Below are 17,830 nucleotides of genomic sequence, written 5' to 3' on the forward strand. Positions count from 1 at the left end.
TGGTGAGGTGTCCGAGTGGCTGAAGGAGCACGCCTGGAAAGTGTGTATACGGCAACGTATCGAGGGTTCGAATCCCTCCCTCACCGCCAAATAAAGTAAAAGGCCCCGTCGCAAGACGGGGCCTTTTACTTTATCCGATGATGGGCGGCTCGGTTCGACCCCTGTCGACAGCCGGGCAGGATAGCCCGACTGGACGGCCAGAGGCCGCCCGCAGGGCGAGCGCCAGGGATGGTGCGAGTCAATCCCGATCCAGCGTACAGCTTGAGGTACCGACCTCAGGGTCGGTTTTTTGCTTCAAGGCGTCTGCCAGCCCCCTGACAAGAGAAACCCGTCATCGGCGGGGGCCAGAAAAAACGGTTTGCCGCGATACCTCGCCGAGTGCCGCCCAGCCAATCCCATCCCTTCCGCCTCGCTGCTCTCTGTCGACAGGGGATATACCCCGAGGGCAGACAGCCCTTTCTCGTTGACAGCGCATTACGCCAAGCAAACAGAAATTGACGATATAAATAACCAATATCCTCTCACAGATAGCACAGTATATTGTGATATCACCTGGATAACCGCCTCGTCCTGCCATGCCGGCACCGTCAACCTGCTCTACAGATCAAGCGGTACAGGCCGATGCCACCGGACACTACCGGGTCTGCGCAACCTCTCGGATATTGCTCACCGATTGGATATCGTTTTGAAAAACTGATAGTTAAATGGCTACACTAGCCTCACACATCGCATAGGGATATGGACAAATGAGTCTTATTGGCTTGCTGCTGGCCCTGGCAGCCATTCTGGGTGGCAACATGATAGAAGGTGGGCACCCCAGCGCCCTGCTCGATCTGCCCGCCTTTCTCATCGTGATCGGCGGTACCGTCGGTGCCGCACTGACCCAGTTTCCTTTCTCCGTGGTTGGTAAAACCCTCAAGCGCTTCAAGTGGCTCATCACTCCCCTGCGCCTCGACATGCTGGAGCAGGCCCAACTGCTTGAAACCCTGGCGGGCAATGCACGGCGCAGTGGCATGCTGGCACTGGAGGGCATGATCGACGACATCAAGGATCCCTTCCTGCAAAAAGGGGTACAGATGATGGTCGATGGCTACGAGAAGACCAAAATCCACGAGGTACTGGAAAACGAGATCGAGTTCGAGCAGGAAGATATCGAACAGACCGTCAAATTCTACGAGGCCATGGGGGGCTACTGCCCGACCATGGGGATCGTCGGGGCCGTATTTGGCCTCATTCACGCCATGGGCCTGCTGGATGCCCCCGACAAGCTGGGGGGCGCCATCGCGGTGGCCTTTATCGCCACCATCTACGGGGTGTCGGCCGCCAACCTCATCTTCCTGCCCTTCGGCAACCGCTACAAGTCGTTTGCCCACCAGATCCGCCACTACAAGGAGATGACCCTCACCGGCATCCTCTGCATCGTGGACGGCGAGTCACAGCAACGGCTGCAAGTGACCCTTGAGCCTTACCTCGGAGGCCACGGTGGCGAAAAAGAAAAAGGCTGAGGCGCCGGAGAACCACGAACGCTGGCTGGTCTCCTACGCCGACTTCATGACACTGCTGTTCGCCCTGTTCGTGGTGCTCTACTCCTTCGCCATGGCCAAGCAGTCGGAGACTCGCGTGCTCATTCAGGGCTTTATCGAATCTCTTGGCAAGATAGGGCTGGTCTCCCTTCCCGCCGGCTCCCCCGTGATGCAAGGGGGCACAGGCATACTGGAACCCGAGTCCAAGACCACCCCCAATACCTCCCAGAAAGAGCAGGTGCTGGATACCCAGACGCCCGCAGCGGCGGCCGACCCTTTCAACGAGACCATCGGCTCCTCGGAGAAACCTACGGCCACGGAGTCCTGGCCCCACAAGACCAAGGAGCAGGATTGGGTCACAGTCACCAAGCAGAAGCTGGATCAGCAGCTCAAGAGCCAAATCGAGTCCAAAGAGATCGAGGTGGAGCAGCTTGGCAGCCAACTGGTCATCCGCATCGGCGAAAAGACCTTGTTCCCGGCCGACTCCGCCTTCTTGCAGCCCCAGTTCATTCCGCTGGTCAACAAGGTCTCGGACGTGCTGGCGGACATCCCCGGCATGGTGGTGGTCACCGGTCACACCGACAACTCCCAGGCGCCGGTGGAGCTCTATCGCAACAACTGGGAGCTGTCGGTGCTGCGGGCGGCCACCATCACCCACACCCTGCTGACCAACCCCAAGCTGGATTCACGACGGCTGATCGCCCAGGGGGTGGCTGATACCCAACCCCGTTATCCAAACGATACCCCGGCTCACCGCCAGGCCAACCGCCGGGTGGAGATCGTGCTCTCCCAGGGCAAGGCGGCAGAGCAGAACCTCCCCGTTCTCCAACCCTGAAACAGACCCCGCCATGCGGGGTCTTTTGTTTCCTGCCATCCCCCGGATTTTCAAACTATCCGGTTTTTTTCTGCTACATAAAAACGATTGAAAACAATTCTCAAACGAGAAAGTTGACCCCGCTAGCAAAACACAATTTTCATCCCGTTGATTAATAATTAATCCTTTGAAATGACATGTAAATCAGTACGAAAGTGGCATACTACGTAACATCATTGTTAAGTCACATGATTAATTTGGTTAGGGAAAAACCTATATGTTTGCTGATATTGCCGTCCAGCACTGGGCTTTTGCTGTCTATGTCATTGGCGCCATCTGTATCTGCTTGACCATGATAGGCCTGGCGGCCTTGCTGGGGGGACGCGCCTATGGCCGTGCCAAGAACAAACCCTTCGAATCCGGGGTGGATTCCGTCGGCAACGCCCGCCTGCGCTTCTCCGCCAAGTTCTACCTGGTCGCCATGTTCTTCGTCATCTTCGATGTCGAAGCCCTCTATCTCTTTGCCTGGTCCGTCTCCGTTCGGGAGAGCGGCTGGGTCGGCTTCATCGAAGCCACCATCTTCATCACCCTGCTGCTGGTAGGCCTCCTCTACCTGTGGCGCATTGGTGCCCTCGACTGGGCCCCGAAAAAGCGTGTCCTGACTGACAAGAAACCAGACTGAACTACCGATTATCTCTTTGAGGTTGCACCATGAAGTACACCCTGACCCGGATTGACCCGGATGCGCCCGTTGAGCGCTACCCCCAGGAACAGCGCCAGACCGTCGATGATCCACTGGCGCAGCAAGCGACCCGCGGCATCATGATCGGGCGCCTCGAAGAGGTGCTGCAAGACACCGTCAACTGGGGCCGCAAGAACTCCCTCTGGCCCTACAACTTCGGCATCTCCTGCTGCTACGTGGAGATGTGTACTGCCTTCACCTCTCCCCACGACGTGGCTCGCTTCGGCGCAGAGGTCATACGAGCCTCCCCCCGTCAGGCCGACTTCATGGTGATTGCCGGCACCCCCTTCATCAAGATGGCCCCTGTCATCCAGCGGCTCTATGAGCAGTTGCTCGAACCCAAGTGGGTCATCTCCATGGGGGCCTGCGCCAACTCCGGCGGCATGTATGACATCTACTCCGTGGTACAGGGGGTGGACAAGTTCCTGCCGGTCGATGTCTACATTCCGGGCTGCCCGCCCCGCCCCGAAGCCTTCCTGCAAGCCCTGATGCTGCTGCAGGAGTCCATCGGCAAGGAACGCCGCCCCCTCTCCTGGGTGGTGGGGGATCAGGGGATCTACCGTCCCCAGATGCAATCCGAGAAGGAACGCAAGCGCGGCGAGCGGATCAACGTGACCAACCTGCGCACGCCGGATGAGATCTGATCATGAAACTGACTCGAGAATTCCCAAGCAATTACACCATGGCACAGTGGCAAACCGCCGATCACGCCGATGCCCAGGTGGTCGGCGAGCTGTTCGCCCACTTCGGTGCCGAGCGCTTCACCGTGCAGAGCACCCGTACCGGCGTGCCGGTCATCTGGCTCTCCCGGGATCTGCTGCTGGACGTGATGGGCTTCTTGCAAAAGCTCCCCTCCCCCTTCGTGATGCTGTTCGATCTCAGCGCCACCGACGAACGGATGCGCAGCCATCGCCACGGCCTGCCGGAGAGCGACTTTACCGTCTTCTATCACCTCATCTCCATCGACCGTAACGCCGACGTGATGCTGAAGGTGGCGCTCAAGGAGAGCGATCTCCATCTGCCCACCGTCAGCCGCCACTTCCCCAACGCCAACTGGTACGAGCGGGAAGTGTGGGATCTGATGGGGATCACCTTCGATGGCCACCCCCATCTGACCCGCATCATGATGCCCAAGAGCTGGCAAGGGCACCCCCTGCGCAAGGACTACCCGGCGCGCGCCACCGAGTTTGATCCCTTCATGCTCGATGCGGTCAAGCAGGATCAGGAGCAGGACAACCTGCTGTTCAAGCCGGAAGAGTGGGGCATGGCCCGCGGCAACGAGAACGAGGACTACATGTTCCTGAACCTCGGGCCGAACCACCCCTCCGCCCACGGCGCCTTCCGCCTGGTGCTGCAACTCGACGGGGAAGAGATCCGCGACTGCGTGCCCGACATCGGCTATCACCACCGCGGCGCCGAGAAGATGGGCGAGCGCCAGTCCTGGCACAGCTACATCCCCTACACCGACCGGGTCGAATACCTGGGCGGCGTGATGAACAACCTGCCCTATGTGCTGGCGGTCGAGAAGCTGGCCGGCATCAAGGTGCCGGCGCGGGTCGACATGATCCGGGTGATGATGGCGGAGCTGTTCCGCATCCAGAGCCATCTGCTGTTCCTTGGCACCTACATTCAGGACGTGGGGGCCATGACCCCGGTCTTCTTCACCTTCACGGACCGCCAGAAGATCTACACCATCATCGAGGCCATCACCGGAGCCCGCATGCACCCGGCCTGGTTCCGCATCGGCGGCGTGGCCCACGATCTGCCTGCCGGCTGGACCCGCCTCATCCAGGACAACCTGTTGAGCTGGCTGCCCAAGCGGTTGATGGAGTATGAAAAGGCGGCCATGCGCAACAGCATACTGCGGGGCCGCACCATCGGCGTCGCCGCCTACAACACGGCCCAGGCCCTGGCCTGGGGCACCACGGGGGGCGGTCTGCGGGCCACGGGGCTCAACTTTGACGTGCGCAAATGGCGCCCCTATTCCGGTTACGATCAGTTCGAGTTCGAGGTGCCGGTGGGCAGCAACGGGGACGCCTACGACCGCGCCACCGTGCGCATCGAGGAGATCCGCCAGAGCCTGTCCATTATCGAGCAGTGCATGAAAAACATGCCTGAGGGCCCCTTCAAGGCGGATCACCCGCTCACCACGCCACCGCCCAAAGAGCGCACCCTGCAGGACATCGAAACCCTGATCACCCACTTCCTGCAAGTCTCCTGGGGGCCTGTCATGCCGGCCGCCGAGTCCTTCCAGATGATAGAGGCGACCAAGGGGGTCAACAGCTATTACCTGACCAGCGATGGCTCCACCATGAGCTACCGGACCCGGATCCGCACCCCGAGCTTTGCTCACCTGCAGCAGATCCCCTCGGTGATCCGCGGCCAGATGGTGTCGGATCTTATCGTCTACCTGGGCAGTATCGATTTCGTTATGTCAGATGTGGATCGTTGAGTCCTCTCGCCCCGGCAGCCGGGGCGAAGGGCAAGACGCGCAGTAAAGGGACAAGCCACAAAAGGTCAAGTCATGAGCCAATGTCAGTGTCACAATAACCAGACCCCACAAGGGCAAGGGGCATGCAGCAGCCAGCAGGGAGATTTCGTCCTGAGCCAGGCTGAGCGCGATGCCATCGAACACGAGAAACACCACTACGAAGATCCCCGTGCAGCCAGCATCGAAGCGCTCAAGATAGTGCAACAGGCCCGTGGCTGGGTGCCTGACGGCGCCATTCACGCCATCGGCGCCGAGCTCGGCATCCCCGCCAGCGACGTGGAAGGGGTCGCCACCTTCTACAGCCAGATCTTCCGCCAGCCGGTGGGTCGTCACATCATCCGCGTCTGCGACAGCATGGTCTGCTACATCAACGGCCACGAGCAGTTGCTTGCCGGTCTGAAAGAGGTCGTCAATCTGGCCCCCGGTCAGACCTCCCCGGATGGCCGCTTCACCCTGTTGCCCGTCTGCTGCCTCGGCAACTGCGACAAGGGGCCGGCCATCATGATCGATGACGATACCTATGGCGGACTCGATGCCGTCAGCCTGCTGAAAACCCTGGAGGCTTACCCATGAGCATTCAGCCAGGCAAGACGCTTGCCTCCCTCGGCACCGCCAACCGCATCCCCCGCACCGCCGAGACTCACCCTCTCACCTGGCGCCTGCGGGACGACGGCCAGCCGGTGTGGCTCGAGGAGTATCAGGCAAAGCAGGGCTATGAGGCCGCCCGCAAGGCGCTTGGCCAGATGAGCCCGGATGACATCGTCAGCACCGTCAAGGATGCCGGCCTCAAGGGGCGCGGCGGCGCCGGTTTCTCCACCGGCGTGAAGTGGGGCCTGATGCCCAAAGACGAGAGCATGAACATCCGTTACCTGCTCTGCAACGCCGACGAGATGGAGCCGAACACCTACAAGGATCGCCTGCTGATGGAGCAGCTGCCCCATCTGCTCATCGAGGGGATGATCATCTCGGCCAGGGCTCTCAAGGCCTATCGCGGCTACATCTTCCTGCGCGGCGAATACGTGGACGCCGCCATCCACCTGCGCCGCGCCGTGGAAGAAGCCAAGGCCGCGGGGCTCCTCGGCAAGAACATCCTGGGCTCGGGATTTGATTTCGAGCTGTTCGTCCACACCGGTGCCGGCCGCTACATCTGCGGCGAAGAGACGGCGCTTATCAACTCCCTGGAAGGGCGGCGCGCCAACCCGCGGGCCAAACCCCCCTTCCCCGCCGTTTCCGGTGTCTGGGGCAAGCCCACCTGCGTCAACAACGTCGAAACCCTGTGCAACGTGCCTGCCATCATCGGCAACGGCGTGGCCTGGTATCAGGGGCTGGCCCTGCCCGGCTCGGAAGATCACGGCACCAAGCTGATGGGCTTCTCCGGCAAGGTGAACAACCCGGGGCTGTGGGAGCTGCCCTTTGGCATCACCGCCCGCGAGCTGTTCGAGCACTATGCCGGCGGCATGAAACCCGGCTATCGCCTCAAGGCCTGGCAACCGGGCGGCGCCGGTACCGGCTTCCTGCTGCCCGAGCACCTGGATGCCCAGATGTATGCCGGCGGCATCGGCAAGGTCGGCACCCGGATGGGGACGGGCCTTGCCATGGCGGTGGATGACAGCATCAACATGGTCTCTCTGCTGCGCAACATGGAGGAGTTCTTCGCCCGCGAATCCTGCGGCTGGTGCACCCCCTGCCGCGACGGCCTGCCCTGGAGCGTCAAGATCCTGCGGGCCCTGGAGCGGGGTGAAGGCCAGCCCGAGGATCTCGCCACTCTGGAGCAGCTGGTCAGCTTCCTCGGCCCGGGCAAGACCTTCTGCGCCCACGCCCCAGGTGCCGTCGAGCCCCTTGGCAGTGCGATGAAGTATTTCCGTTCCGAATTCGAGGCCGGAGTCAAGGCCGCGCAGGACAATCACAAGCTGTTCAAGGGCATCCAGCCCAACCTGCTGGGCGAGCGCTGGTAAGCGCCGGGACGCATCGGGCAATAGCCGATTTCACAAAACAGGTTTCAGGGAAGTTGTATGGCAACCATTCATGTAGACGGTAAAGAGTACGAGGTAGACGGGGCAGACAACCTGCTGCAAGCCTGTCTGTCGCTGGGTCTGGACGTCCCCTATTTTTGCTGGCACCCGGCGCTGGGTAGCGTCGGTGCCTGCCGCCAGTGTGCGGTCAAACAGTATCAGAATGCCGACGACAAGCGCGGCCGCCTGGTCATGTCCTGCATGACCCCCTCCACCGATGGCACCTATATCTCCATCGAGGACGAAGAGGCGAAGGAGTTTCGCAAGACGGTGGTGGAGTGGCAGATGACCAACCACCCCCACGACTGCCCGGTGTGCGAAGAGGGTGGCGCCTGCCACCTGCAGGACATGACGGTGATGACCGGCCACAACAGCCGCCGCTACCGCTTCACCAAGCGCACCCACCAGAACCAGGATCTGGGCCCCTTCATCAACCACGAGATGAACCGCTGCATCGCCTGCTATCGCTGCGTGCGCTACTACAAGGATTACGCCGGTGGCGAGGATCTCGGGGTCTATGGCGCCCACGACAACGTCTACTTCGGCCGGGTCGAGGATGGCACCCTGGAGAGCGAGTTCTCCGGCAACCTGGTGGAGGTCTGCCCCACCGGCGTCTTCACCGACAAGACCCACTCCGAGCGCTACAACCGCAAGTGGGACATGCAGTTCGCCCCCAGCATCTGCCAGGGGTGCTCCGTCGGCTGCAACATCAGCCCGGGTGAGCGCTACGGTGAGCTGCGCCGCATCGAGAACCGCTTCCACGGCGCCCTGAACCACTACTTCCTGTGCGATCGCGGTCGCTTCGGCTACGGTCACGTCAACCTGGCCGACCGCCCCCGCCAGCCCCTCTTGCAAGAGGGCGGCGACAGGCTGGCCATCACGGTGGACGGTGCCCTGAACCGCGCCGCCGATGCCCTGCGCACCGCCTCCGGCCTCATCGGCATCGGCTCGCCCCGGGCGTCGCTTGAGAGCAACTACGCCCTGCGCGAGCTGGTGGGCGCCGCCAACTTCTACTCTGGTGTCGAACAGAGCGAATGGGAATGCCTGCAGAAGATGCTGCAGATCCTGGAGCAGGGCGGTGTGCGCACCCCCAGCCTGCGCGACATGGAAGAGGCCGACGCCGTGCTGGTGCTCGGGGAAGATGTCACCCAGACCGCCGCCCGCATCGCCCTGGCCCTGCGCCAGGCAGTCAAGGGCAAGGGCCGCGAAATCGCCCGCAAGCTGAAGGTGGATCTGTGGCAGGTCGCCGCGGTGCAGACCCTGGCCCAGAACGAGCGCTACCCGCTGCTGATCACCAGTCTCGACACCACCCGACTGGACGACGTGGCGAGCGGCACCCTGCACGCCCCTCACGCGGATCAGGCGCGCCTTGGCTTCGCCATCGCCCACCTGCTGGATGCTTCTGCTCCGGCGCCGACGGATCTCGCCCCCGAGCAGCAGGCCCTGGCAGCCCGCTGGGCCGAACTGCTCGGCAGCGCCAGGAAGCCCCTCATCATCGCAGGCAATGGTGCCCGCTCACTGGCCCTGATCGAGGCGGCCAGCAACATCGCCCGCGCCCTCAAGGGCCGCGGCCAGGCGGTGGAGCTCGCCCTGGTGGCCCAAGAGGTCAACAGTCTGGGGCTAGCCATGCTGGCCCGGGATGCCGCCCCCCTGGAGGCCGCTCTCGAGCGCATCGAAGGGGAGGAGAAACTCGCCCTGGTGGTGCTGGAGAACGATCTCTACCGCCGTGCGCCGCGCAGCCGGGTGGATGCAGCCCTGGATCGCCTGCAGCACCTGCTGGTGGTGGATCACCAGGCCACCCAGACCGCCCAGAAGGCGAGCCTGGTGCTGCCCGCCGCCAGCTTCGCCGAGGCGGACGGTACCCAGGTCAACATGGAAGGTCGCGCCCAGCGCTTCTTCCAGGTCTATTCCCCCGCCTTCTACGACGCCGACATCCAGGTGCGCGAGAGCTGGCGCTGGCTGGCCGCCCTGCAAGGGGCACTGGCGCGCAAGCCCCTGCGCTGGAACACCTTCGACGACGTGAGCGCCGAGTGCGCAGCCAGCACCCCGCAGCTCGGTGCCATGCGCGAGCCCGCCCCCAACGCCGGCCTGCGCATTCGCGGCATGAAGCTCGCCCGGGAGCCGCACCGCTACAGCGGCCGCACCTCCATGCTGGCGGATCAGAACGTGAGTGAGCCCCGGGTGGCGCAGGATCCCGACTCGCCCTTCAACTTCTCCATGGAAGGCTACGCCGGTGCCCGCCAGCCGCTCTCCCAGGTGCCCTTTGCCTGGGCGCCGGGCTGGAACTCCCCCTCCGCCTGGAACAAGTTCCAGGACGAGGTAGGTGGCAACCTGCGCGCCGGGGATCCCGGCCGCCGTCTGCTGGAAGCGGGCGAGGACAGCCTCGGCTGGTTCGAGCACATCCCCACCCCGTTCGGCGCCAAAGAGGCGTTGCAGGTGGTCAGTTACGATCAGCTGTTCGGCGGCGAAGAACTCTCCGCCCGCAGTCCGGTCATTCAGGCCCGCATGGGCGAACCCACCCTGGTGCTGAACCACGCAGACGCGGCTCGTCTCGCCCTGAGTGCCGGCAGCCAGGTGGCTTTCTCCTGGGGTGGCAACCACTGGCGCCTGCGCCTTCGCGTCAGCGATGCCCTGGCCCGGGGCCTGGTGGGGCTGCCGCTCGGGGTGAACGGCCTGCCGACCGCCCTGCACCACGCCCTGATCGATAACCTGCAGGAGGTGATCGCATGAGCGACTCGCTGATGGATCTGTTGCTGGAGATCGGCAAGGCCCTGATCGTGCTGGTGGGGATAGTGGGGGCCGGCGCCTTCATGAGCTTCATCGAGCGCCGTCTGCTGGCACTCTGGCAGGATCGTTACGGCCCCAACCGGGTTGGCCCCTTCGGTCTGCTGCAGCTGGCGGCCGACATGGTCAAGATGTTCTTCAAGGAGGACTGGATCCCGCCGTTCGCGGATCGCCGGATCTTCGTGCTGGCCCCCATCATCGCCTTCACCGCCTTCATCCTGGCGTTTGCGGTGGTGCCCATCACCCCCTCCTGGGGCGTGGCGGATCTCAACGTGGGCCTGCTCTACATCCTGGCCATCGCGGGGCTGGCGGTCTACGCCGTGCTGTTCGCCGGCTGGTCGAGCAACAACAAGTACTCCCTGCTCGGCAGCCTGCGCGCCTCGGCCCAGACCCTCTCCTACGAGGTGTTCCTCGGCCTCTCCTTGATGGGCATCGTCATCCAGACCGGCAGCTTCAACCTGCGTGACATCGTCGAGGCCCAGGCCGGCATGTGGAACGTGATCCCCCAGATCCTGGGCTTCGTCACCTTCCTGTTCGCCGGGGTCGCCGTCACCCACCGCCATCCGTTCGATCAGCCGGAAGCCGAGCAGGAGCTCGCCGACGGCTATCACATCGAGTACGCGGGCATGAAGTGGGGTCTCTTCTTCGTGGGCGAGTACATCGGCATCGTGCTGATCTCCTCCCTCATCGTGACCCTCTTCTTCGGTGGCTGGCACGGCCCCTGGCTGCCGCCCTTCATCTGGTTCGCCCTGAAGACCGCCTGTTTCATGGTGTTCTTCATCCTGCTGCGGGCCTCCCTGCCCCGCCCGCGCTTCGACCAGGTGATGTCCTTTGGCTGGAAAGTGTGCCTGCCCCTGACCCTGCTCAACATGCTGGTCACAGGCGCAGTCGTGCTGCTGAACATGTAATGAGGCACCAATGAAAATTACGAGCATTATCAAGGGTGTCGGCACCCAATTACGCAGCCTGGGGATGGTCTTCTCCCATGCCTGGCGCCCTCGCGAGACCCTGAGCTACCCGGAACAGCCGGTCTATGCCGCCCCGCGTTTTCGCGGCCGCATCGTGCTGACTCGCGACCCGGACGGCGACGAGCGCTGCGTGGCGTGCAACCTGTGCGCCGTGGCCTGCCCGGTCGGCTGCATCTCCCTGCAGAAGGCGGAGCGGGAAGACGGCCGCTGGTATCCGGAGTTCTTTCGCATCAACTTCTCCCGCTGCATCTTCTGCGGCCTGTGCGAGGAGGCCTGCCCCACCACCGCCATCCAGCTGACGCCGGATTTCGAGATGGGGGAGTATCGCCGCCAGGATCTGGTGTACGAGAAGGAAGATCTGCTGATCAGCGGCCCCGGCAAGTACCCGGACTACAACTTCTACCGCATGAGCGGGATGGCCATCGACGGCAAGCCGAAAGGGGATGCCGAGAACGAAGCCAAGCCCATCGATGTCAAGAGCCTGCTGCCCTAGGAGTCAATCATGGAACTGGCATTCTATGCCGCGGCCCTGGTCGCCGTTTACAGCACGCTGCGGGTGATCAGCACCAGCAACCCCATGCACGCGCTGCTCAATCTCATCATCTCCCTCATCGCCGTGGCCATGATCTTCTTCTGCCTGGGCGCCGCCTTCGCGGGGGCCCTGCAGGTGATCGTCTACGCGGGCGCCATCATGGTGCTGTTCGTGTTCGTGGTGATGATGCTGAACCTGGGGAGCGCCCAGGATCAGGAGAAGAAGTGGCTCACCCCCACCACCTGGGGTGGCCCCGCCCTGCTCTCCCTCGTCCTGCTGGGCTTCCTGGCCCACGGCATCCTCGGCGTGACCGGCGGCACGCTTGGCCAGACCGACGTCAGCGCCAAGGAGGTCGGCATCGCCCTGTTCGGACCCTATGTGCTGGCGGTGGAGCTTGCCTCCATCCTGCTACTCGCGGGTCTGGTCACCGCCTATCACCTTGGCCGCGAGGACAAGAGCGGTGAAGTGCTCTCGGTGCCCCGCACCACACAAGAAGGAGGTCAGCAATGAGCGGCATTCCCATGGTGATGCATAACCTGCTGCTGGCGGCCTGCCCCCTTTCCATCCAGCAAGCGCAAGGAGAATGGCGATGAGTGGAATACCCATGGAATACGGCCTTCTGCTGGCGGCCATCCTGTTCGCCATCGGCCTGTGCGGCCTGCTGATACGCCGCAACCTGCTGTTTATCCTCATGAGTATCGAAATCATGATGAACGCGTCCGCCCTGGCGTTCGTGGTGGCGGGTAGCCGCTGGGCCCAGGCCGACGGCCAGATCATGTACATACTGGTGATTTCTCTGGCGGCAGCGGAGGCCAGTATCGGCCTCGCCCTGTTACTGCTGCTCTATCGTCGTTACCACACCCTGAACGTGGACACTGTGAGCGAGATGCGCGGATGAGCCTCCTATATCTGACTTTTCTGTTCCCTCTGTTGGGATGGCTGCTACTGGCCTTCTCCCTCGGCCGCCTCGGTGAGCGCACCTCGGCGCTCATCGGCGTCGGCAGCATAGGCCTGTCGGCCCTGACTACTCTCTGGGTCGGCATCGATTTCCTCAACACCATGCCAGAAGGCGGCGTCTATACCCAGACCCTGTGGCAGTGGATGACGGTGGGCGAGTTCCAGCCCGCCTTCCGCCTCTCCCTGGACGGGCTGTCGCTGACCATGCTGGGGGTGGTGACCGGGGTGGGCTTCTTCATCCACCTGTTCGCCTCCTGGTACATGCGCGGGGAAGAGGGTTACTCCCGCTTCTTCACCTACACCAACCTCTTCATCGCCAGCATGCTGTTCCTGGTGCTGGCAGACGATCTGCTGTTCGTCTACCTGGGGTGGGAAGGGGTGGGCCTGTGCAGCTACCTGCTGATCGGCTTCTACTACCGCAACCCCGCCAACGGGGCGGCCGCCCTCAAGGCGTTCGTGGTGACCCGGGTCGGTGACGTCTTCCTCGCCATCGGGCTCTTCGTGCTCTATCGCGAACTCGGCACCCTCAACATCCACGAGCTGCTGGTAAGGGCCCCGGCCATGTTTGCCGAAGGCTCCCCTGCCCTGTCGTTCGCCTGCCTGATGCTGCTCGGCGGTGCGGTCGGCAAGTCCGCCCAGCTCCCGCTGCAGACCTGGCTGGCGGACGCCATGGCGGGCCCGACCCCGGTCTCGGCGCTGATCCACGCGGCCACCATGGTGACGGCGGGGGTCTACCTCATCGCCCGTACCCACGGTCTCTTCCTGCTCGCCCCCGAGATCCTGCATCTGGTGGCCGTCGTAGGTGCCGTGACCCTGGTGCTGGCAGGCTTCGCCGCCCTGGTGCAGACCGACATCAAGCGGATCCTGGCCTACTCCACCATGAGCCAGATCGGCTACATGTTCCTGGCCCTGGGTGTCGGTGCCTGGGAAGGGGCCATCTTCCACCTGATGACCCACGCCTTCTTCAAGGCACTGCTGTTCCTCTCCGCCGGTGCCGTCATAGTCGCGACCCACCACGAGCAGAACATCTTCAAGATGGGAGGCCTGCGCAAGAGCCTGCCCCTGGTCTATGCCTGCTTCCTGGTGGGGGGCTCGGCCCTGGCCGCGCTGCCGCTGGTGACCGCCGGTTTCTACAGCAAGGACGCCATCCTCTGGCAGGTGCAGGCCAGCGGCCAGAGCGCCCTGCTGTGGGCGGGTCTGGGCGGGGCCTTCCTGACCTCCCTCTACACCTTCCGCCTCATCTTCATCGCCTTCCACGGCAAGGCGCAGACCGAGGCTCACGCCGGTCACGGCCTGGCCCACCAGCTGCCGCTGCTGGTGCTGCTGGTGCTCTCCACCGGTGTGGGTGCCCTCATCGTGCCGCCCCTGGCCGGTGTGCTGCCGGCGGGCCCGGGGGATCAGATCGAGGAGGGTCGCCATGCCCTGGAGATCCTCTCCGGTATCGTCGCCGTGGCAGGCATCGCGTTGGCCGCCTTCCTGTTCCTGGGCGAGCGCCGCGTGGTGAAAGGAGTCGCCGAGAGCGGGCCTGGTCGTCTGCTGGGTACCCTCTGGTTCAACGCCTGGGGCTTTGACTGGCTCTATGACCTGCTCTGGGTCAAGCCCTACCTGTTGGCGACCCGGCTGCTCGGCAAGGATCCGCTGGACCGATTGATGAATATGCCCGCCGTGCTGGCACAAGCCGGCCACCAGCTGCTGGCCTGGACCGTCTCCGGCAAGCTGCGCTGGTATGCCGCCTCCATGGGGATGGGTGCCGCCCTGATCCTGGCCCTGCTGCTGCTCGGTTGATCCCATGGCATTTCAATTTCACGCAGGCCTGCGGGCCTGCACAACGACCAGAACATAGACGAGAGCTGATATCGTGACCTTACTCTGGATCTTGTTAATACCCTTCATCGGCGGCTTGCTCTGCTGGCAGATGGAGCGACTCGGCGGCCAGTTCGTCCGCTGGGTGGCCCTCGCCTCCATGAGCGCCTGCCTGGTGCTCTCCAGCGCCATCTGGCTCGGCGGCGACTTCACCCTGGCCAGCCCCGGCCTGCCCGTCTGGGCGGCAGAGTGGCAACAGCCCTGGATCCCCCGCTTCGGCATCTCATTGCATCTGGCGGTGGACGGCCTGTCGCTCCTGATGGTGATGCTCACCAGCTTCATCGGCGTGCTGGCCATCCTCTGTTCCTGGAAGGAGATCGTGCAGCGCATCGGCTTCTTCCACCTGAACCTGCTGTGGATCCTGGGGGGCGTGCTCGGCGTCTTCATGGCGGTGGACCTGTTCCTCTTCTTCTTCTTCTGGGAGATGATGCTGGTCCCCATGTACTTCCTGATCGCGCTCTGGGGCCACTCGGTCACCGACGGCAAGTCGCGCATCAACGCCGCCACCAAGTTCTTCATCTACACCCAGGCGAGCGGCCTCATCATGCTGGTGGCCATCCTGGGCCTGGTGCTGACCCACCACACCGCCACTGGCGTCTTCACCTTCAACTATCAGGAGCTGCTGAACACCCCCATGAGCAGCACGGTACAGTGGCTGCTGATGCTGGGCTTCTTCATCGCCTTCGCGGTCAAGATGCCCCTGGTGCCCCTGCACGGCTGGCTGCCTGACGCCCACAGCCAGGCGCCCACCGCAGGCTCCGTGGATCTCGCTGGCATCCTGCTCAAGACCGCCGCCTACGGCCTGCTGCGCTTCACCCTGCCGCTGTTCCCCGAGGCCTCCGCCGAGTTCGCTCCCTACGCCATGGGCCTCGGCCTCATCGGCATCGTCTACGGCGCCCTGCTGGCGTTCGCCCAGACCGACATCAAGCGGCTGGTGGCCTACACCAGCATCTCCCACATGGGCTTCGTGATGATCGCCATCTATTCCGGCAGCGAGCTCGCCCTGCAGGGCGCCGTGGTGCAGATGATCGCCCACGGTCTCTCCGCCGCCGGCCTCTTCATCCTGTGCGGCCAGCTCTACGAGCGCCTGCACACCCGGGATCTGCGCCAGATGGGCGGCCTCTGGGGACGTCTGCGCTACCTGCCCGGCGTCATGCTGTTCTTCTCTGTGGCCTCCCTCGGGATGCCGGGCACCGGCAACTTCGTTGGCGAGTTCCTGATCCTCATCGGCAGCTTCCAGGTGGCCCCCATCATGACCGTCATCGCCACCTTCGGCCTGGTGCTGGCATCGGTCTACTCCCTCATCATGCTGCAGCGCGCCTGCTTCGGTACCCCCAAGGAGGAGAGCGTGCTCAAGGGGCTGGACAAGCGGGAACTGGCCATGATGCTGACCATCGCAGGCCTCCTGGTGCTGCTCGGCCTCTATCCCCAGCCGGTGCTGGATACCGCCAGCAGCAGCCTCCTGAGCGTGCTGCACTGGTATGCGCTGCCGGGCACGGGGGCGCTGCAATGATGCTTTCTCTTTCGCCTTCCTTGTCCATGTCGGGAGCCCTGTCATGACGTTTACTGCTTCTCAACTGCTGGCCCTGCTGCCCCTGCTGCTGACCACAGGGGCCATGGTGGCCCTGATGCTGGCCATCGCCTGGAAGCGCTGCGACGACACCGCCTTCACGGTGACCATCGCCGGCCTCAACCTGGCGCTCTTCTCCCTGCCCGTCGTGATGGCCCAGGGGGATCAGGGGGTCACGCCCCTGCTGCAAGTGGACAGCTATGCGGTCTTCTACATGGGGCTGGTGCTCATCGGTGCCCTGGCCACCTGCACCTTCGGCCGCACCTGGCTCAAGGGCTACCCGGACAACCGGGAAGAGTTCTACCTGCTGCTGCTCATCGCCACTGCCGGTGGTCTGGTGCTGGCGGGCTCCCGCCATCTCGCGTCGCTCTTCATCGGGATCGAGATGCTGACACTGCCCATGTTCGGCCTGGTGGGCTATGCCTATCGCGAGCGCCATTCGCTGGAGGCCAGCATCAAGTACATGGTGCTCTCCGCCAGCGCCACCGCCTTCCTGCTGTTTGGCATGGCGCTGCTCTATGCCCAGGCGGGGAGCCTCAGCTTCAGCGATCTCGGCTTGACCCTGGCCCAGAGCCCGGCCCACCACCCGCTGCTGATGGGGGGCTTCGGCCTGATGCTGGTAGGCTTCGCCTTCAAGCTCTCCCTCGCCCCCTTCCACCTCTGGACCCCGGACGTCTATGAAGGGGCCCCTGCACCTGTCGCCACCTTCCTCGCCACCGTGAGCAAGATCGCCGTGTTCTGCGTGCTGCTGCGCTTCTACCTGGCGGTGCCGGCCACCTCGGATCCCATGATCCACTGGCTGCTGGCGGCCATGGCGGTCATCTCCATCGTGGTCGGCAACCTCCTGGCGCTGATCCAGACCAACATCAAGCGGATGATGGGTTACTCCTCCATCTCCCACTTCGGCTACCTGCTGGCGGTGGTGGTGGCGAGCCGCCTCGGCGAGATGCCGGTGGAAGCGGCCGGCGTCTATCTGCTGATGTATCTGTTCACCAGCCTGGGGGCCTTCGGCGTCATCAGCATGATGTCCAGCCCCTACCGTGGCAAGGATGCGGACTCCCTGCACAGCTATCGCGGCCTGTTCTGGAAGCGCCCCTATCTGACGGCCGTGATGACGGTGATGATGCTCTCCCTCGCGGGCATCCCCATGACGCTCGGCTTCATCGGCAAGTTCTATCTCATCGGCGTCACCGTGGATGCCAAGCTGTGGTGGCTCAGTGGCGCCATCGTGCTCGGCAGCGCCCTGGGTCTCTACTACTACCTGCGCGTCATGGTCACCCTCTACCTGCGCGAGCCCGGCATGCAGCTGCGCGATGCCAGGGCCGACTGGGCCTTCTCCTCCGGGGGCCTGGTGGTGCTGCTCTCAGCCATTCTGGTGGTATTGCTCGGCATCTACCCCCAGCCCGTCATCAGTCTGGTACAGGGCTTCCAGCACGTGGTGCTGCGCTAGCCTCAGGTTCACAGTTCACACAGCGAAACCGGCCTCCGTGGCCGGTTTTTTATGTCCGCCAAGGCCCGGTCCGGCTTGCCCGTCTGGCAGGCGATACCAGATCGGTCCTCTCAATCCATGCCAT

15 protein-coding genes and 1 tRNA gene are annotated in these 17,830 nt (G+C 63.6%); all 16 read left to right on the top strand.

Features of this window, described 5'->3' with window-relative positions; translation table 11 throughout:
- The first annotated feature begins 1 nt into the window (after position 1).
- The 16 genes from AB5Y70_RS01210 to nuoN all read left to right on the top strand — a co-directional run bounded on the left by AB5Y70_RS01210 (position 2) and on the right by nuoN (position 17,706).
- Positions 2-89 (top strand) — tRNA-Ser (locus AB5Y70_RS01210).
- Between the two features lie 657 nt (positions 90-746).
- Positions 747-1,505 carry a flagellar motor protein gene (locus AB5Y70_RS01215; RefSeq protein WP_029314677.1) on the top strand — a complete coding sequence of 253 codons (759 nt, stop codon included), beginning with the start codon at positions 747-749 and terminating at the stop codon, positions 1,503-1,505.
- Positions 1,483-2,358 (top strand): flagellar motor protein MotB, encoded by an 876-nt coding sequence (locus AB5Y70_RS01220; RefSeq protein ID WP_214005609.1) that lies wholly within the window; start codon positions 1,483-1,485, stop codon positions 2,356-2,358. Before AB5Y70_RS01215 ends, AB5Y70_RS01220 begins: the two co-directional genes overlap by 23 nt.
- 256 nt (positions 2,359-2,614) lie before the next feature.
- On the top strand, positions 2,615-3,019 hold the full coding sequence (locus tag AB5Y70_RS01225; RefSeq protein WP_039038710.1) for an NADH-quinone oxidoreductase subunit A: 405 nt from the start codon (positions 2,615-2,617) through the stop codon (positions 3,017-3,019).
- 29 nt (positions 3,020-3,048) lie between these two features.
- The gene (locus AB5Y70_RS01230) at positions 3,049-3,723 is read left to right on the top strand and encodes an NADH-quinone oxidoreductase subunit B family protein (RefSeq protein WP_010675028.1); all 675 of its coding nucleotides are present in this window, start codon (positions 3,049-3,051) and stop codon (positions 3,721-3,723) included.
- A 38-nt stretch (positions 3,724-3,761) separates the two neighbouring features.
- On the top strand, positions 3,762-5,531 hold the full coding sequence (gene nuoC / locus AB5Y70_RS01235; RefSeq protein WP_197713285.1) for an NADH-quinone oxidoreductase subunit C/D: 1,770 nt from the start codon (positions 3,762-3,764) through the stop codon (positions 5,529-5,531).
- Between the two features lie 72 nt (positions 5,532-5,603).
- Positions 5,604-6,143, top strand: a complete 540-nt coding sequence (gene nuoE, locus AB5Y70_RS01240) for an NADH-quinone oxidoreductase subunit NuoE (RefSeq protein WP_010675030.1) — start codon at positions 5,604-5,606, stop codon at positions 6,141-6,143.
- The gene (gene nuoF, locus AB5Y70_RS01245; protein WP_368175902.1) at positions 6,140-7,525 is read left to right on the top strand and encodes an NADH-quinone oxidoreductase subunit NuoF; all 1,386 of its coding nucleotides are present in this window, start codon (positions 6,140-6,142) and stop codon (positions 7,523-7,525) included. Before nuoE ends, nuoF begins: the two co-directional genes overlap by 4 nt.
- Before the next feature lie 57 nt (positions 7,526-7,582).
- Positions 7,583-10,312, top strand: a complete 2,730-nt coding sequence (nuoG, locus tag AB5Y70_RS01250; protein WP_368175903.1) for an NADH-quinone oxidoreductase subunit NuoG — start codon at positions 7,583-7,585, stop codon at positions 10,310-10,312.
- Complete coding sequence (gene nuoH / locus AB5Y70_RS01255) at positions 10,309-11,274, top strand: NADH-quinone oxidoreductase subunit NuoH (protein WP_368175904.1); 966 nt, start codon at positions 10,309-10,311, stop codon at positions 11,272-11,274. The genes nuoG and nuoH overlap by 4 nt, the downstream gene beginning before the upstream one ends.
- Before the next feature lie 10 nt (positions 11,275-11,284).
- Positions 11,285-11,827 (top strand): NADH-quinone oxidoreductase subunit NuoI, encoded by a 543-nt coding sequence (gene nuoI / locus AB5Y70_RS01260; protein WP_042076570.1) that lies wholly within the window; start codon positions 11,285-11,287, stop codon positions 11,825-11,827.
- Between the two features lie 9 nt (positions 11,828-11,836).
- Positions 11,837-12,376, top strand: a complete 540-nt coding sequence (nuoJ, locus tag AB5Y70_RS01265; protein WP_043154784.1) for an NADH-quinone oxidoreductase subunit J — start codon at positions 11,837-11,839, stop codon at positions 12,374-12,376.
- A 79-nt stretch (positions 12,377-12,455) separates the two neighbouring features.
- Positions 12,456-12,764, top strand: coding sequence for an NADH-quinone oxidoreductase subunit NuoK (gene nuoK / locus AB5Y70_RS01270; RefSeq protein ID WP_368175905.1), 309 nt, complete (start codon positions 12,456-12,458; stop codon positions 12,762-12,764).
- On the top strand, positions 12,761-14,608 hold the full coding sequence (gene nuoL / locus AB5Y70_RS01275; protein WP_368175906.1) for an NADH-quinone oxidoreductase subunit L: 1,848 nt from the start codon (positions 12,761-12,763) through the stop codon (positions 14,606-14,608). The genes nuoK and nuoL overlap by 4 nt, the downstream gene beginning before the upstream one ends.
- 73 nt (positions 14,609-14,681) lie before the next feature.
- Entirely contained in the window at positions 14,682-16,199 is a 1,518-nt protein-coding gene (gene nuoM / locus AB5Y70_RS01280; protein WP_368175907.1) for an NADH-quinone oxidoreductase subunit M, read from the top strand.
- A gap of 43 nt (positions 16,200-16,242) precedes the next feature.
- A complete protein-coding gene (gene nuoN, locus AB5Y70_RS01285) occupies positions 16,243-17,706 on the top strand; it encodes an NADH-quinone oxidoreductase subunit NuoN (RefSeq protein ID WP_368175908.1) in 1,464 nt (487 codons plus the stop codon).
- Positions 17,707-17,830: the final 124 nt, after the last annotated feature.

Origin of the sequence: Aeromonas sp. s1(2024), from assembly GCF_040908005.1 — a bacterium.
GTDB classification, from domain to species: domain Bacteria; phylum Pseudomonadota; class Gammaproteobacteria; order Enterobacterales; family Aeromonadaceae; genus Aeromonas; species Aeromonas caviae.

Coding starts and splice junctions, on each gene's coding strand:
- AB5Y70_RS01215 (WP_029314677.1), top strand. CDS start 747: ATGAGTCTTATTGGCTTGCTGCTGGCCCTGGCAGCCATTCTGGGTGGC.
- AB5Y70_RS01225 (WP_039038710.1), top strand. CDS start 2,615: ATGTTTGCTGATATTGCCGTCCAGCACTGGGCTTTTGCTGTCTATGTC.
- AB5Y70_RS01230 (WP_010675028.1), top strand. CDS start 3,049: ATGAAGTACACCCTGACCCGGATTGACCCGGATGCGCCCGTTGAGCGC.
- nuoC (WP_197713285.1), top strand. CDS start 3,762: ATGGCACAGTGGCAAACCGCCGATCACGCCGATGCCCAGGTGGTCGGC.
- nuoE (WP_010675030.1), top strand. CDS start 5,604: ATGAGCCAATGTCAGTGTCACAATAACCAGACCCCACAAGGGCAAGGG.
- nuoF (WP_368175902.1), top strand. CDS start 6,140: ATGAGCATTCAGCCAGGCAAGACGCTTGCCTCCCTCGGCACCGCCAAC.
- nuoG (WP_368175903.1), top strand. CDS start 7,583: ATGGCAACCATTCATGTAGACGGTAAAGAGTACGAGGTAGACGGGGCA.
- nuoH (WP_368175904.1), top strand. CDS start 10,309: ATGAGCGACTCGCTGATGGATCTGTTGCTGGAGATCGGCAAGGCCCTG.
- nuoI (WP_042076570.1), top strand. CDS start 11,285: ATGAAAATTACGAGCATTATCAAGGGTGTCGGCACCCAATTACGCAGC.
- nuoJ (WP_043154784.1), top strand. CDS start 11,837: ATGGAACTGGCATTCTATGCCGCGGCCCTGGTCGCCGTTTACAGCACG.
- nuoK (WP_368175905.1), top strand. CDS start 12,456: ATGAGTGGAATACCCATGGAATACGGCCTTCTGCTGGCGGCCATCCTG.
- nuoL (WP_368175906.1), top strand. CDS start 12,761: ATGAGCCTCCTATATCTGACTTTTCTGTTCCCTCTGTTGGGATGGCTG.
- nuoN (WP_368175908.1), top strand. CDS start 16,243: ATGACGTTTACTGCTTCTCAACTGCTGGCCCTGCTGCCCCTGCTGCTG.